The organism is Enterococcus crotali (genome assembly GCF_000633635.1).
In the GTDB taxonomy this organism is placed as follows: domain Bacteria; phylum Bacillota; class Bacilli; order Lactobacillales; family Enterococcaceae; genus Enterococcus_L; species Enterococcus_L crotali.
On sequence record NZ_AYPQ01000001.1, the window covers coordinates 413,920 to 429,017 of the forward strand.

At 38.0% G+C, this 15,098-nt stretch carries 14 protein-coding genes, 1 pseudogene and 1 other annotated feature; of the genes and pseudogenes, 12 read left to right on the forward strand and 3 right to left on the reverse strand.

Annotation, left to right across the window (positions count from 1 at the left end):
- Window positions 1-232 precede the first annotated feature (232 nt).
- The 7 genes from V192_RS0102010 (at window position 233) to V192_RS0102040 (ending at window position 6,057) form a co-directional block, all read left to right on the forward strand.
- Window positions 233-1,177 (forward strand): sugar-binding transcriptional regulator, encoded by a 945-nt coding sequence (locus V192_RS0102010; protein WP_025868715.1) that lies wholly within the window; start codon window positions 233-235, stop codon window positions 1,175-1,177.
- A 215-nt stretch (window positions 1,178-1,392) separates the two neighbouring features.
- Complete coding sequence (locus tag V192_RS0102015) at window positions 1,393-2,190, forward strand: SDR family oxidoreductase (RefSeq protein ID WP_420834548.1); 798 nt, start codon at window positions 1,393-1,395, stop codon at window positions 2,188-2,190.
- 5 nt (window positions 2,191-2,195) lie between these two features.
- Window positions 2,196-2,612 carry a PTS sugar transporter subunit IIA gene (locus V192_RS0102020; protein WP_025868717.1) on the forward strand — a complete coding sequence of 139 codons (417 nt, stop codon included), beginning with the start codon at window positions 2,196-2,198 and terminating at the stop codon, window positions 2,610-2,612.
- Between the two features lies 1 nt (window position 2,613).
- Window positions 2,614-3,105, forward strand: coding sequence for a mannose/fructose/sorbose PTS transporter subunit IIB (locus V192_RS0102025; RefSeq protein WP_025868718.1), 492 nt, complete (start codon window positions 2,614-2,616; stop codon window positions 3,103-3,105).
- 11 nt (window positions 3,106-3,116) lie between these two features.
- The gene (locus V192_RS0102030) at window positions 3,117-3,932 is read left to right on the forward strand and encodes a PTS mannose/fructose/sorbose transporter subunit IIC (RefSeq protein ID WP_025868719.1); all 816 of its coding nucleotides are present in this window, start codon (window positions 3,117-3,119) and stop codon (window positions 3,930-3,932) included.
- A gap of 12 nt (window positions 3,933-3,944) precedes the next feature.
- Complete coding sequence (locus V192_RS0102035) at window positions 3,945-4,805, forward strand: mannose/fructose/sorbose PTS transporter subunit IID (protein WP_051581915.1); 861 nt, start codon at window positions 3,945-3,947, stop codon at window positions 4,803-4,805.
- Window positions 4,806-4,827: 22 nt separating this feature from the next.
- Window positions 4,828-6,057 (forward strand): zinc-binding dehydrogenase, encoded by a 1,230-nt coding sequence (locus V192_RS0102040; RefSeq protein WP_025868721.1) that lies wholly within the window; start codon window positions 4,828-4,830, stop codon window positions 6,055-6,057.
- A gap of 131 nt (window positions 6,058-6,188) precedes the next feature.
- Here V192_RS0102040 and V192_RS0102045 read toward each other — a convergent pair whose 3' ends face one another.
- The 3 genes and pseudogenes from V192_RS0102045 to V192_RS0102055 all read right to left on the reverse strand — a co-directional run bounded on the left by V192_RS0102045 (window position 6,189) and on the right by V192_RS0102055 (window position 9,518).
- Window positions 6,189-7,001 (reverse strand): TPM domain-containing protein, encoded by an 813-nt coding sequence (locus V192_RS0102045; RefSeq protein WP_025868722.1) that lies wholly within the window; start codon window positions 6,999-7,001, stop codon window positions 6,189-6,191.
- Window positions 6,998-8,169 (reverse strand): annotated as a pseudogene (locus tag V192_RS19010) (TFIIB-type zinc ribbon-containing protein). Before V192_RS19010 ends, V192_RS0102045 begins: the two are co-directional and overlap by 4 nt.
- A 116-nt stretch (window positions 8,170-8,285) precedes the next feature.
- Window positions 8,286-9,518 (reverse strand): SPFH domain-containing protein, encoded by a 1,233-nt coding sequence (locus V192_RS0102055; RefSeq protein ID WP_025868723.1) that lies wholly within the window; start codon window positions 9,516-9,518, stop codon window positions 8,286-8,288.
- Between the two features lie 330 nt (window positions 9,519-9,848).
- Between V192_RS0102055 and pbp4 the strand changes: the two genes are divergently transcribed.
- The 5 genes from pbp4 to tsaD all read left to right on the forward strand — a co-directional run bounded on the left by pbp4 (window position 9,849) and on the right by tsaD (window position 14,765).
- A complete protein-coding gene (pbp4, locus tag V192_RS0102060) occupies window positions 9,849-11,885 on the forward strand; it encodes a penicillin-binding protein PBP4(5) (protein ID WP_025868724.1) in 2,037 nt (678 codons plus the stop codon).
- A 128-nt stretch (window positions 11,886-12,013) separates the two neighbouring features.
- Window positions 12,014-12,733 carry a tRNA (adenosine(37)-N6)-threonylcarbamoyltransferase complex dimerization subunit type 1 TsaB gene (gene tsaB, locus V192_RS0102065; RefSeq protein ID WP_035010684.1) on the forward strand — a complete coding sequence of 240 codons (720 nt, stop codon included), beginning with the start codon at window positions 12,014-12,016 and terminating at the stop codon, window positions 12,731-12,733.
- Window positions 12,717-13,265, forward strand: a complete 549-nt coding sequence (gene rimI, locus V192_RS0102070) for a ribosomal protein S18-alanine N-acetyltransferase (protein ID WP_025868726.1) — start codon at window positions 12,717-12,719, stop codon at window positions 13,263-13,265. The genes tsaB and rimI (V192_RS0102070) overlap by 17 nt, the downstream gene beginning before the upstream one ends.
- Window positions 13,266-13,269: 4 nt before the next feature.
- A complete protein-coding gene (gene rimI, locus V192_RS0102075; protein ID WP_025868727.1) occupies window positions 13,270-13,734 on the forward strand; it encodes a ribosomal protein S18-alanine N-acetyltransferase in 465 nt (154 codons plus the stop codon).
- Window positions 13,731-14,765, forward strand: a complete 1,035-nt coding sequence (gene tsaD, locus V192_RS0102080) for a tRNA (adenosine(37)-N6)-threonylcarbamoyltransferase complex transferase subunit TsaD (RefSeq protein WP_025868728.1) — start codon at window positions 13,731-13,733, stop codon at window positions 14,763-14,765. Before rimI (V192_RS0102075) ends, tsaD begins: the two co-directional genes overlap by 4 nt.
- A gap of 66 nt (window positions 14,766-14,831) precedes the next feature.
- Window positions 14,832-15,038: a binding site (T-box leader), on the forward strand.
- Window positions 15,039-15,098 lie beyond the last annotated feature (60 nt).

Sequence of the window (15,098 nt, forward strand, 5' to 3'; positions counted from 1 at the left end):
AGATATTATTACTATTGACTGTTTGCTTTGCTCCTAAAACTAAAAAAGAGATGACGTTTTCAAATAGTTAAAAATGAGTCATTGTGCTTATCGGAAACGAATAACTTTGGTAAGAGATTTTCGTTTATTAGGTCAAACGCATGATTATTTTAAGTGTATAACATTCTTTTACCTTTCACAAATGTGATTCCTATGATATATTTTGTTCAAAAGGGAAAAAAGGAGTAATGATATGGATGAAGAAAAGTTATTGATCAGAATAGCAGAAATGTACTATCAAGAAGATAAAAATCAGAGCCAGATTTCTAAAGAGCTGAATATTCACCGAACAACGATCAGCCGTTTATTAAAGCGATCTAGAGAAGAAGGAATCGTTAAAATTTCTATTAACTATGATCTTTCAGAAACCTATTCTTTGGAACAATCTCTAGAACAACAATTTGGACTTAATAAAGCAATTGTTGTCCCAATTGCAATTGACGCAAGTACGGAACAAAAAGAACAGGTAATTGGAAAAGCTGCGGCAGATTACTTAGTTGAACAACTTGAAACGGGGATGAAAATTGGTTTTTCTTGGGGACACTCTCTGGCATCGATGGTTGATGAAATGAGGATCGTAGAAACAAAAGATGTCGTTTGTTTACCCATGATAGGAGGTCCTTCAGGCAAATTATCTAGTGAGTATCATGTCAACACAATTGCGTATACCGCATCTAAAAAGGTGGGGGCTCAGGCGTTGATGATTGATGCACCGGCTATTCCTGAAACACTAGAATTGAAAGAAGCACTGATGAAAAATTCATTTAATCAGAAATTACTTCAGCTATGGGAGCAGTTAGATATAGCTGTTTTTGGTATAGGAAGTCCTCATCTAAGTCAAAAGGATATTTGGCAAGCTTTTTATGGAAAAGATATTCTAAGTGAATTAGAAGAAAGAGATATAGCTGGTGATATTGTTTCTCATTTTTTCAATAGTGCTGGCTTACCAATCGCCAGTGAATTAGACGATCGCATTATCGGAATCACAATCGATCAGTTGAAAGAGGTGCCAATAAAAATTGGTGTTGCTGAATCAAAAGAAAAAGCTAGAAGTATCATTGCTGCTCTAAAAGGAAATCTACTGACAACACTTGTCACGACAGAAGAAACCGCAAAAGAAATTTTAGCGCAGTTATAGGGAAAATTCATTGATTGAAGGTAGTCTGATCAACTCTTTATCGTATTTTTATAGTATTGACCAAAACGATTCTATTCGCTTTGGTTAATACTATTTTTGTGATTTCGTAATAACAAATGTGAAAAAGAGCTTGACATTGTGAAAGCACATACATATAATGAGTGTGTGATATCACATAAGTTAATGTAAAATCACAAAAGTGAAGGGGTGTTTTGATGAACTGGTTAGAAGTGAATGGAAAAACAGTCATTGTAACAGGAGGATCTTCTGGCATTGGTGCGGCAATTGTCAAAGAATTGTGTAACTTAGGCGTTCAGGTTGTAAATACAGATTTACAAGAAGGAACTTTCAAACATGAAAACCTATCTTTTATTCAAACGGATGTAACGTCACGGGAATCCGTGGAACAAGCGGTTCAATATACTGTCGATAAATTTGGAACAATTGATGCATTGGTAAATAACGCAGGAATCAATATTCCAGCATTATTAGCAGATGCAAAACTATCAGATAGCCCGTATGAATTAAATGATGCTCTTTTTGAAAAAATGGTAAATATCAATCAAAAAGGTGTTTATCTAATGAGTCAAGCAGTCAGTCGATATTTAATCAAAGAAGGTACAGGTGTAATCATCAATATGTCATCTGAAAGTGGTTTAGAAGGTTCAGAAGGACAAAGTTGTTATGCAGCTACTAAAGCGGCAATCAATAGTTTTACCCGTTCTTGGTCGAAGGAATTAGGGAAGTTGGGTATCCGAGTAGTCGGAATAGCACCAGGTATTATGGAGGAAACGGGCTTACGTACGTTAAGTTATGAATCCGCTTTAGCCTATACAAGAGGAAAGACAGTGGACGAAATCCGAGCAGGATATAGTCAAACAAGTACCATTCCTTTAGGCAGAAGTGGAAAGTTGGTAGAGGTAGCTGATTTAGTGGTTTATCTGATATCGGATCGTTCTAGTTATATTAGTGGCGTAACAATCAATGTAGCTGGTGGTAAAACAAGGGGGTAATCATAATGACAAAAGTGTTGTTAGTGGCTCATGGAAAACTAGCAATCGAGATGAAGAATTCTGCTGAAATGATTTTTGGTGAATTATCTCAGTTTTCAGCCATTGAATTTTCTAAGCAAGATGGATTAGAAAGTTTATCAGAAAAAATCATCGGACAACTTGGAAAACCAGATGAAGAAACATTCATTATCACAGATCTTTTCTGCGGGACACCATATAACGCCAGTTGTAGTATTTGCATGAAAAGAGCAGAGTTACCCATTGAAGTTATTTCAGGTATGTCTTTACCAATGCTCTTAGAAGTGGCAACGATGATCGATGCAAATCCGCTTAGTCAGATTATTAAGCTAGTTAAAGAATCAGCCGCTGAGACGGTAAAATCGTTTAAAGAACAAGCAATCGAAGAAGAGGAGGATTTCTGACATGGAAATCAAGTTAGCAAGAATCGATGATCGGCTGATCCATGGTCAAGTAGCGACCGTTTGGGCAAAAGAAGCAGGTGCCAAACGAATCATTGTTGTCAGTAAAGAAGTGAATGAAGATGAGATTCGCAAAACGCTAGTTAAGCAAGCAGCTCCACCAGGAATCAAAGTCAATATCGTCGATGTAGAGAAAGCCGTCAAAGTATATCAGAATCCTAAATATGCAACAGAAACAGTTTTTTATTTATTTACGAATCCAAGTGAAGTTGTGGAGCTAGTTAATGGTGGCGTTCCATTGAAGACGATCAATATTGGTGGTATGCAATTCAAAAAGGGTAAGACCCAGATTACAAAAGCCATTTCTGTCAGCCAAACAGATATAAACGCTTTTTATGAGCTGAAGGAATTGGGTGTTGTGCTAGATTGCCGTGTTGTTGCAACAGATCCGAAGATTGATTTTGAAGGGAAATTGAAAGAGGCGGTTACACATTAAGGAGGAGCAAAATGACGTTATCAATAATTCAAATTGTATTGATTTTTATTTTTTCATGTATTGCTGGTATGGGAAGTGTTTTAGATGAGTTTCAAACCCATCGTCCTCTGATAGCTTGTACGGTCGTTGGGTTGATTTTAGGGGATTTGACTACGGGAATTATTTTAGGTGGTACATTGGAATTGATTGCTCTAGGCTGGATGAACATTGGCGCGGCACAATCACCTGATTCTGCTTTAGCAAGTGTGATTGCAACGATTCTAGTGGTTGTTGGGCATCAAGATATTCAAGCTGGGATTGCGATTGCATTGCCGGTAGCCGCAGCAGGCCAAGTTCTAACAGTGATCGCTCGAACGATTACTGTAGCTTTTCAACACGCTGCGGACCGAGAAGCAGAGAATGCGGCATTTAATAAAATTATTTTCCTCCACTTTAGTGCATTATTTATTCAAGCCTTGCGAGTAGCAATTCCTGCGACGATCGTGGCGATGTTTGTTAGTGCTGAGATGGTCAATAAAATGTTAGCAATGATCCCCGATGTTGTTACGGGTGGCTTGGCAGTTGCTGGCGGTTTCATTGTTGTTGTAGGATATGCCATGGTTTTGAATATGATGAGTGTAAAATACTTGATGCCGTTTTTCTATCTGGGGTTTGTTTTAGGCGGTTATTTAGAATTCAGTTTGCTTTCATTTGGGGCGATTGGCTTGATCACAGCTTTGATTTATGTTCAATTGAATCCCAATTTTAAAAAGCCGCAAATCTCAGGGCAAACGGAACAAATGGCTTTTTCTGGAACGATCATTGCAGATGATGAACTAGACGATTAAGGAGGAAAATCAATGGAGACAATAGCAAACAAAGCGATTGAGGAACAAACATTACAATCCGCAATCACAAAAAAAGATTTAATGACGACATTTGTGTTTTCAAATTTTCAACAAGCATCTTTTAACTATGAGCGGATTCATGCGCTTGCCTTTTGTGTAGATATGATTCCAACAATCAAGAGAATTTATCATACAAAAGAAGAGCAGTCAGAAGCACTAAAAAGACATTTAACTTTTTTTAATACAACACCAGCTGTATGTGGTCCTGTGATTGGTGTGACGATTGCTATGGAAGAAGCAAAAGCTAGTGGTGCAGATATTGATGACGGTACGATCAATAGTTTAAAAGTTGGTTTAATGGGACCTTTAGCGGGCGTAGGTGATCCTTTAGTATGGGGAACATTGCGTCCGATTACAGCAGCGATTGGTGCCTCACTTGCTTTGTCAGGCAATCTTTTAGGGCCTATTATTTTCTTTGTAGCATTCAATGCTGTTCGTTTAAGTATGAAATGGTTTGGCCTAACATATGGATTTAGAAAAGGCTTGGACATTGTTCAGGATCTTGCTGGAAATCTTTTACAAAAATTGACAGAGGGTGCAACGATTCTAGGACTGTTCATTATGGGTGTTTTAGTCACTAAATGGACAACGATCAATATCCCTTTAGTTGTGTCAAAAACACCTGGTCAGGATGGAGAAATGGTCGTTACGACGGTTCAAAATGTGCTGGACGATCTAGTTCCAGGACTGTTAGCACTAGGATTAACTTTATTGATGATGAAATTATTGAAGAAAAAAGTGAGTCCAATCGTATTGATCTTTGTGTTGTTTGCTGTTGGAATTATAGGGTACGGATTAGGAATTTTAAATTAAAAATAGTTGGAGGTTTTTTGGGATGAAAACAAAAGCAGTGCGTTTATACGGGAAAAAAGATTTGCGGTTAGAAACGTTTGAATTACCTGAAATCAAAGAGGATGAGATCTTAGCTTCTGTCGTGACAGATAGCATTTGTATGTCCACATGGAAATTGGCTAATCAAGGACAAGAGCATAAAAAGGCACCACAAGATTTAATCAACAATCCAATTATTGTTGGCCATGAGTTTTGCGGTGAAATTTTAGCAGTAGGAAATAAGTGGCAAGAAAAGTATCAAGTAGGGGAGCGCTACGTGGTACAAGCAAATCTACAATTGCCAGATCGTCCAGATTGTCCCGGATATTCTTATGCTTATACTGGTGGAGACTCGACTTATATTATTCTATCGAAGGACGTTATGGAACAAGATTGTTTGATTCCTTACAAAGGCGAGACTTATTTTGAAGGCTCATTGATCGAGCCTTTATCGTGTGTGATCGGTGCATTTGAAGCAAATTACCATTTGATTGAAGGGTCTTATGAACATAAAATGGGGATTAAAGAAGATGGGCATTTACTAATCATGGGCGGCACGGGTCCAATGGGGTTATTGGCGATTGATTATGCATTACATGGTCCGATTACGCCTAAAAAGATAGTGGTGACTGATATGAGCGATGAAAAACTAAAACGTGCTGAAAAGTTATATCCCAGTCAAAATGGTATTGAAGTGATCTATCTCAATGTAAAAGAGTTGAACAATCAAATTGACGTCCTGAGAGAAAGTGTTTCTGGAGGGTTTGATGATATTTTTGTAATGGTTCCGGTTGCGGAAGTTGTTGCGGATGCTTCTAAATTATTGAATCCAGACGGTTGTCTAAACTTCTTTGCAGGGCCGCAAGATAAAGCTTTTTCAGCACCAATCAATTTTTACGACGTACATTATTCCTTCACTCATTATGTTGGAACATCTGGTGGAAATACGGAAGATATGCGCAAAGCTGTCGATTTGATCGAAACAAAACAAGTAAAAGTTGCCAATGTTGTAACGCATATTTTAGGACTAGATGCAGTAGCCGAAACAACGTTGCATCAACCAGAAATTGGTGGAGGAAAAAAATTAGTTTATACCCACCAATCTTCTCACTTGCTTCCATTAGCAGAGATGGAAAATTATGATACTCAATTGGCTGAGATTCTTAAAAAGACGGATGGCATTTGGAGCAAAGCAGCAGAAGAGTATGTGTTAAAGACATTTGATAAAATCTAAACAGAAAAAGTCCCAGACGAAAGTGTTTAGCTCCGAAGCCTAATAGCTACTTCCTTATTGCCCTTTATTCAAATTTAGAGCGCTAGATAAGACTAATCTTTAGTTTTATCTAGCGCTCTTTTTATATAAAATTAGAAACTTCGGCCACCACCGCCAAATGTTCCGCCGCCGGTCGAGTGAGTACTGCTGCCACCGCCACCACCACCGCCTCCTCCGCCACTAGAGTTATTTCTAGGAATACGGCGAGTCGTAACGAATGAATTAACTAAAACATCATTTCGTCGGGTTAAATTAAGGTTGGACTTTTCCCTAAATGGGTACTTATAAGTGCCAAATTTTAACTGGTATTTTGAAATGTTTACAACAAAGAAAATGCCACTCAAAACAAGTGCCGCTATAAAAGCAATGACGATTTCAGTTGTAGTCAAAGATTTATAGCGCGTAATTTTTCCGGTCTCAGTATCGACCCGATAATGTCCGCCAGGGACACCCTGGTCAAAGTAATAACTAGTTTTCTCAAGAAAAGTTTGAGCTGCTTGGAAATAATTTCCAGCGATCATACTAGGCTCGATAGCATCCAAACTTTGATCGATTCTCTTATCAGTCAAATAATCGATCATATTTCCTGAAGTAGAAATAATAAATTTTCTTTGATTCATATCTAGATAAAATGTAATACCATTTTTATTTTTTCCAATACGATCAAGCATGTAATAATCTGCAAATCTCGTGGAATCCATGTCGTTGTCATTATTTGTCACGATAAAAATACGTGCTTTCGCTTTCGCTTCAATTGGTGCAATCGTCTCTTTCAGCTGAGCGACTTCTTCAGAAGTGAACAGGGATGCCTGATCGTCGATCGAGTCTTGCGCTGCCTGAACATCTACAGTGAAACCGAACAATAGAAAAAGAAGAGTCAACAGACTAAAACTGATTTTTCTCATATAAACCAGCCTCCAATCAGAAAAATAGCTAAGATTGATGCAAAAATACTCAATGTAAATAAACCTAATCGTTTATAACTTACAGGTAAAATCCCACTGACTTTTCCAGTTTGCCCATTCATAGCATAGTAATAAACTTTTTTGGATTGTTCATGGCTGCGATAGGTCACTACCCAAATCGGTAGTAACATGTAATGATTTGCTTCACTGTCCAACGAAATATCTGTTCGTAATTTTGTTAGTGTGGTATAGCCGGAAGCTGTATCGCGTAATAAAGATTCAGAGTACTCTTTCAATTCACTTTGAATTGCTTTTTGGATTGCATCATATTCAATGTCGCGTTTTTCGGCTTGAAATCCTGCCAAGTATTGACTCTTAAATGAAACGGCTTTATCTAATAAAAAGGGCTGAACGGCCTCAACCATTTTCTGTTGGACGTTTTTAGAAAGGGCATTTTTAATCAATTCTTTAAAAGAAATTTTTCCTTGTCGTTCAACATCGAACTGCTTTGTTTCAGTATATTCAAGGTCTCCAACACGCCAGACCCGAATCGTGGTTCCCATACCTTGAAGCTGACCATCAATTTCAGCATCCACGACCCAATAAGGGAAATAAACCCCAGTCATTTTATCAATCTGTTCTTTATTGAAAAAGTCTTTTGGAATAAACCATTTCTTCTTGGTCCAAGCTAAAAACTTTTCAACAGCTTCTTCCTTTTCAATTGAAAAGGTAAAACCTTTTCTGGGAGGAACTTTCCACTTAATCGTCCGGATAAAACAACTGGATTGTGACAATAATAACAATAAGTAGCAGCGGTCGTGGCTTCGGTGACAATTTGAGCACCACAGCTTGGACAATCGAATAATTCCATTGCGCCTTCTAAAGTATCCTCAGCCATATCGTCAGTTCCACTGGCTTCTTTAAACGCAGCTTTTTCTTCTGAAGACATTTTATCAACCTGTGATTCAGCTGAAAAGGTTAGCTCTGGCTCAGATGATTGAGTAGAAGTGTCTTCTAAATGTGCATCTCTTTGTGCTTTTTCATAAGCGGAGACCTCACCTTCCGTATAGACACTTAAGCAATATTCACAGTGGAATTTTTGATCTTTAGGATCGAATAACAATGGACCACCGCAGTTAGGACATTTGTGTGTAAATGTATCTGTCATGATTGTTCCTTTCTTTGTGTAGAGAATTAAAATAAGCGATGAATGCTTCTTTCTGTTTTACAAGTGTTAGATAGAAAAAGGGCAAGACACGGTCGCCCAGCCCTAATCTTTTTGGATTATAAAGGAATACCTTGGAATGGTTTGCCGCAATGTGGACAGAATTTTGGAATTCCATTCGATAAATCAACGATCTCACTACATTCGCTACATTTCATTTCTAGTTTTGCTTTTTCATTTGTTGGTTTAGGTGTGCCGCAATTTGAACAGAACTTGCCGCTGTTTTCAGTTCCACACTGAGGACAAGTCCAGGTATCTGTTGAACCTTGAGCATTTTGCTGATTTTGTTTCTCCTGCATTTGTTGTTGATTCGTTTGAGAAGCTTGAGCAAAATAATTACCACTTGTATTCATACCCATACCAACACCCATAAAGCCGTTCATTGCGCCGCCTTCATTATTTCCAGCAGCTTCCATGCCGCGTGCCATCGATCCTTGAACATAGCCTTCGCGAATACCGGCATCACTAAGCATAGCCCCTTGATTACGCATATTGATCAATTTAGTAGAGTCATCTGTATAAGAAATGCTGGCAACCGCTACAGAGATGATTTCCATACCACGTAATTCGCGCCATTCATCATCTAATACTTGTCCCATATACTTACTTAATTCTAGACTTTTAGAAGGAACATAAGAGATCCGTTCACCATCTGCAGACATTTTATTGATCGCAGACTGTAACGCGGTTAAGAATTCTGCTAAATATTGTTCGTTGATATCCTTGATATCGACTTGAGATTTATTTCTAGGGATTGCATTTGAAAAGAATAATAGTGGATCAGTGATTTTGATTGAATAGTTACCATGAGCTCGTAAGAACAATTCGGCATTGTAAAAATTGTCAAAATAATTGATTGGTGATGACGTACCAAACTTGATCCCTTTGATTTCTTGTAAGTTAATATAAAAAACTTGTTGTTTTTGAGGTGTTACGCCGCCAAATTTAAAGCGATCAAATGTTTCAGATATTGCCTCTTTTAAAGTTCCGTTAAATGCGGAAGGAGCAGAATCATTTTTAACCGTGTAATATCCTTCTTCAGCAGTATAGTCAATAATTTTACCACCATCAACTAGAATCATCATCATGTTCGGATAGACATGAATCACAGAACCATCTGTTAAAACATCTTCGGTTCCTTTACGATTAGAGCCGCGTTTATCATTCTTACGAACAAAAACACCTTTCGTCATCACTGTTGTGTCGCCCATATTATCTGGTTCGATGACTTCGAGCCATTGGTCAGCTAACCCGCCGCCGACTGTACTTGTTGCTGCTTTGATAATTCCCATTTGAATTCCTCCTAAAATTGAAAGCATAGCAGGGGATTTAGTTCTGATAGAAAATACAGTTGTATCATTAAACGTCATAGGTAGATTCTATTTTTTCAAAAGTAATAGCCTGCATAGCTAGATAAAAAAGTAGTTAGTAAAAATAGTATACCATAGGTGAGGGACAGAAAAATACTGTTTGAGAGTGATTATAGAATGAAAAAAGTCAATTAAGATGAATAAATTCAATGTTTATTTTTTTGCTAAACCTAACGTTTTTCTATCGTGTCCGCTGAAGAATAAGGTATAATGAAGATAATACATTGAAACAAGAGCTTGGGGGATTGGAAAGTGGAACGAAAAGACAAGAGAAAATCGAATAAATCACTGATTTTAATTGTGAGTGGTGTTGTAGTAGTTGGGGCTGTGACAGGTGGATATTTCGCTTATAATACGTGGCAAAAATCACAAGAGTTAAATAAGGCAGAAAAATCCGCAAAAACGTTTTTAAAACACCTTTCAAAGCAATCCTTTGATCAGTTTCCGGATTTATTGAGTGAGTCATCTTTAAAACAAAGCGGTTATGACAAAGAAACGGTTGTAGAGAAATACCAAACCGTTTTTTCTGGGATCCAAGCACAAGGTATCAAAAGTAAAGATATCAAAGTGACGCAAGAAAAAAATGAGCAGTTTAGTTTTACTTATCAAGTTGAAATGACCACTCCTTTAGGCAAACTGAAAGATTTATCGTATAAAACAGTCCTAAAAAAAGAAGGTGGCACTTACAAAATTGATTGGGCGCCAGATTTGATTTTCCCTGGAATGTCAGGGCAAGATAAAGTTTCGATAGGCGTAGATCCGGCGAGTAGAGGAGAGATCGTGGATCGTAATGGTGAAGGTTTAGCTGTCAATCAAGCCTTTGATCAGGTTGGGATCGTCCCTGGTAAACTTGGCGAAGGACAAGAAAAAACCAACAATATCAAATCTTTCAGTGATCAATTCAAAATTCCGGTAGACGAAATTGAACAAAAGCTCAAACAAGCTTGGGTACAACCAGATTCTTTCGTTCCACTAACCATCTCTTTTGATCCGATAACTACTTTACCAACAGGGGCAGCTTCTCAAGATGCGATCGTTCGCTACTATCCATTAAAAGAAGCGGCGGCGCAACTTGTCGGTTATGTCGGTACGATTACTGCAGAAGATATTGAAAAAAATCCAGACTTAAGTAGCTCAGGGGTTATTGGGAAAGTCGGAATGGAGCAAACGTTTGATAAACAATTAAGAGGACATGATGGTGGAAATATCACAATCACTGATGAAAATGGTCATGCCAAAAGTGTTCTGCAAAGTGTAGATAAAAAAGATGGAGAAAAAATCCAACTGACAATTGATAAAAACGTACAGTCACAATCGTATGATATTTTCAATAATCGTCCAGGGAGCGCAGTAATCATGGATCCTCGTCAAGGTGATTTATTGGCGGCGTCAAGCTCACCTTCTTTCGATCCAAATAAGATGGCCAATGGCATTTCTCAAACAGATTATGATGCTTATGCTAATAATGAAAATTTACCTTTTACAGCAAGATTTGCAACAGGCTATGCCCCAGGGTCTACGTTTAAAACAATTACAGGCGGTATTGGTTTAGATGCTGGTACGTTAAAACCAGAGGAAGAAATAGCAATCAGCGGCTTAAAATGGCAAAAAGACGCATCGTGGGGCGATTATTTTGTGACCCGGGTGAAAGAAGCTAGCCCTGTCAATTTGCGGACAGCTTTAGTGAATTCCGATAACATCTATTTTGCAGAACAAACGCTGCGTATGGGAGAAGATACCTTTAGAAAAGGATTAGACAAGTTTATTTTTGGTGAAAAATTAGATTTGTCGATTCCGATGAACCCAGCGCAAATCTCTAACGAAGATAAATTTAACTCAGAAATTTTACTTGCTGATACAGGCTATGGTCAAGGACAATTATTGGTGACGCCAATCCAGCAAGCGACAATGTACACAGTTTTCCAAAATGAAGGGAAACTCGTGTATCCAAAAATCGAGTTGAACAAAGAAACAAAAACAAAAGAAAATGTTATCAGTTCAAATGCAGCGAATACAATCGTGACAGATTTGCTTGGTAGCGTCGAAGATGAAACAGGATATGTGCACAACATGTACAATCCAGACTTTTCATTAGCAGCAAAAACAGGAACTGCTGAAATCAAGGAAAAACAAGACACGCTTGGAAAAGAAAATAGTTTTCTTTTAGCGATGGATCGAAGCAATAATAAATTTTCCGCCATGATCATGGTGGAAGATTCCAGAAAAAATGATACCGCAACAAATATCAGTAAATCATTGATCGATTATTTAGAAGCGAATATCAAGTAATAATCAAAGCTGGGACAAGACGCAATGAGCGTTTTTGCCCCTCTTTGCTTTGAACGGCTCGTTTTTTTACGAACGAATAAAAATATGCTACAATTAACCAACTACATGATGAAAGAAAGGGATTTTTTGTGCGGATTTTAGCAATCGATACTTCTAATCAAACATTGACAGTTGCTGTTTGTGAAGAGAAAAAAATTATAGGACAATATACAATCACTGTAAAAAGAAACCATAGCCTGACCTTGATGCCGGCAATCACACAACTCGTGAAAGATGTTGGATTGACACCCAATGATTTTGACCGCATTGTTGTGGCGCAAGGACCAGGTTCATATACAGGGTTAAGAATAGGTGTAACGATGGCAAAAACACTTGCTTATACATTAAAAAAAGAATTAGTAGGCATTTCTAGTTTGAAAGCTTTAGCAGCAAATTGCGTAATGGTGAAAGGGGCAATCATTCCAGTTTTTGATGCAAGAAGAAATAATGTTTATACTGGAGCTTATGAGTATGTCGATGGTGTTTTAACGACCGTTATTGCTGATCGACATGTTGCACTGGAAGAGTGGCTGGAACAGTTAAAAGAATTCGATCATCTTTACTTTGTTGGAGAAGATGTTGAGAAATTCCGCACGCAAATCGTGTCAGTTTTACCTAATGCTGAAATTTGTGACATTTCCGAATGGCAAATTCCTAACGGAGCAGCTTTAGCAGAACTTGGCAGATTAGCCGAGCCTGAAGTGGATATCCATCACTTTTTACCTAATTATTTAAAACGAGTAGAAGCAGAAGAAAATTGGTTAAAAGATCATACACCTGAGGTAGAAAATTATGTTGAAAAAATTTAATCTTTTTCATAGTCTTCTGGGCATCTTTTTTAAGAATCGTCCTTATGATGAGAAGGCAGTACAAATTTCAAATCAAGAGTATTTTGTTCGTGGGATCACAATCGATGATATCAAAGATTTGCTTTCAATCGAAAGAGAAGTATACGCTGGAGAATTGCCTTGGACGAAAACCGCTTTTTTGGTTGAGCTTCAATCGGCAGAGCCTCATTTATACTTACTCATTCAAAAAGAAGGTAAAACGATTGGGTTTATAGGTTGCCGTATTTTCGGTAAGGATGCTCATATTACAAATGTTGCTGTTTCAACGAAAAACCAAGGAAATGGCATAGGGAGTTTCTTGATTAGAGAAGTTCAGCAATTTGCAAGAATCAACGATTGTGAAACGATCTCTTTAGAAGTTCGGATCAGCAATAAAAATGCACAACGTGTTTATCGACAACTTGGGTTTGTATCAAATACGATCAAACCTGATTATTATACGGAAAACAATGAAGACGCACTAGAAATGATTTTATATTTAAAAGAAGAGTGAAGCGATGTATTATTCAAAAAAAAATTTACCAACGGAACAGCCAGCTGAAAAACTTTGGTCGATCAGTGAACAATCATATGATCATGGCTCACCTTGGTCAAAAGAACAATTTGGCGTTGATTTAACGCAAAAAACGAGTGACTATCTTGTTTTGATCCAAGAAAATCACTGGATCGGATTTATCAGCTATCAGTTGATTTTAGATGAAGCTGAACTCACTCATGTTGTGATCCATAAAGAGTTTCAACAAAAAGGATATGGGAGTAGATTGCTCGATCAATTGCACCAACGTTTTATCGAGCAAGGAGTTTGTCAGGTTTTTTTAGAAGTGCGTGAATCTAATTTAAATGCACAAAAATTATATGAAAAAAAAGGATTCAGAACAATCAACCGTCGCAAAAATTATTACAGCCATCCAAAAGAAGACGGGATCGTTATGTGTTTAAAAGTTAAGGAAGTGAATCAATGACTTTTTTTAATAAGGAAAGAAAATTAATACTAGCTATTGAAAGTAGTTGTGATGAAACTAGCGTTGCAGTTATTGAAGATGGGGCTAAAATCCTATCCAATATCGTAGCTTCCCAAGTCAAAAGTCATCAACGTTTTGGTGGTGTTGTACCAGAAGTTGCTAGTCGTCACCATGTGGAAGAAATCACGTTATGTATAGAAGATGCTTTAGGTGAGGCAGGTGTAAAACCAAGTGACTTGAGTGGGGTTGGGGTTACTTATGGTCCCGGTTTAGTAGGTGCCTTGTTGATCGGTATCTCTGCCGCCAAGGCATTTGCGTGGGCGCACGATTTGCCATTGATCCCAGTCAATCATATGGCTGGACATATTTATGCTGCTCATTTTGTAGAACCACTGCAGTTTCCTTTGATGGCTTTATTGGTCAGTGGTGGTCATACAGAATTAGTTTATATGAAAGAAACAGGTTCCTTTGAAATCATCGGTGAAACGAGAGATGACGCAGCTGGTGAGGCGTATGATAAAGTCGGTAGAGTTTTAGGTTTAACCTATCCAAGTGGTAAAGAAATCGATGAATTAGCTCATTTGGGTCAAGATACGTATCATTTTCCCCGGGCGATGATCAAAGAGGATAATTATGACTTCAGTTTTAGTGGGTTGAAAAGTTCATTTATCAATACTGTTCACAATGCTGAACAGCGTGAGGAAGAGCTGATAGTGAACGATTTGGCTGCAAGTTTTCAAGCGAGTGTTATTGATGTATTAGTCGATAAAACGATTCGGGCGTGTAAAGAATATCCAGTCAAACAATTAGTCATGGCAGGTGGTGTTGCAGCTAATAAGGGCTTACGTGAGCGTTTGAGCAGTGAGGTGTCCAAAGAACTTCCAGGAGTAACGTTTATCGTTCCGCCGCTTCGATTATGCGGAGATAATGCTGCGATGATCGGAGCTGCGGCATTCGTTGAAGCTGAAAAAGGCCATTTGGCAGACTATCACTTAAATGCGGATCCTAGCTTATCTTTTATGACGATTTAAAAATAAGAATCAACGGATAAGACTAGGCATAGAGAAAAATATTTGCTATAATAAACCCAGTTTAATACTGATTCATCGATAAAGAGAGTACTTCATTACCTATTATTCAAGCGATTTCGGGCAGGTGGAAGCCGAAAATAATCAAATGAAGGAAGCGCACTTTAGAGAATCTGCATAGGCAGACGGCTATCTACCGTTAATAGATTAAGTGGGTTCGTCTTTATAAAAGCACGAACAATTAGAGTGGTACCGCGGGAAAATCTCGTCTCTGGTGTTTTTTAACACTAGGGACTTTTTGCTGTGAATCACTGCGACTGGCTTTGCCAGAGCAGA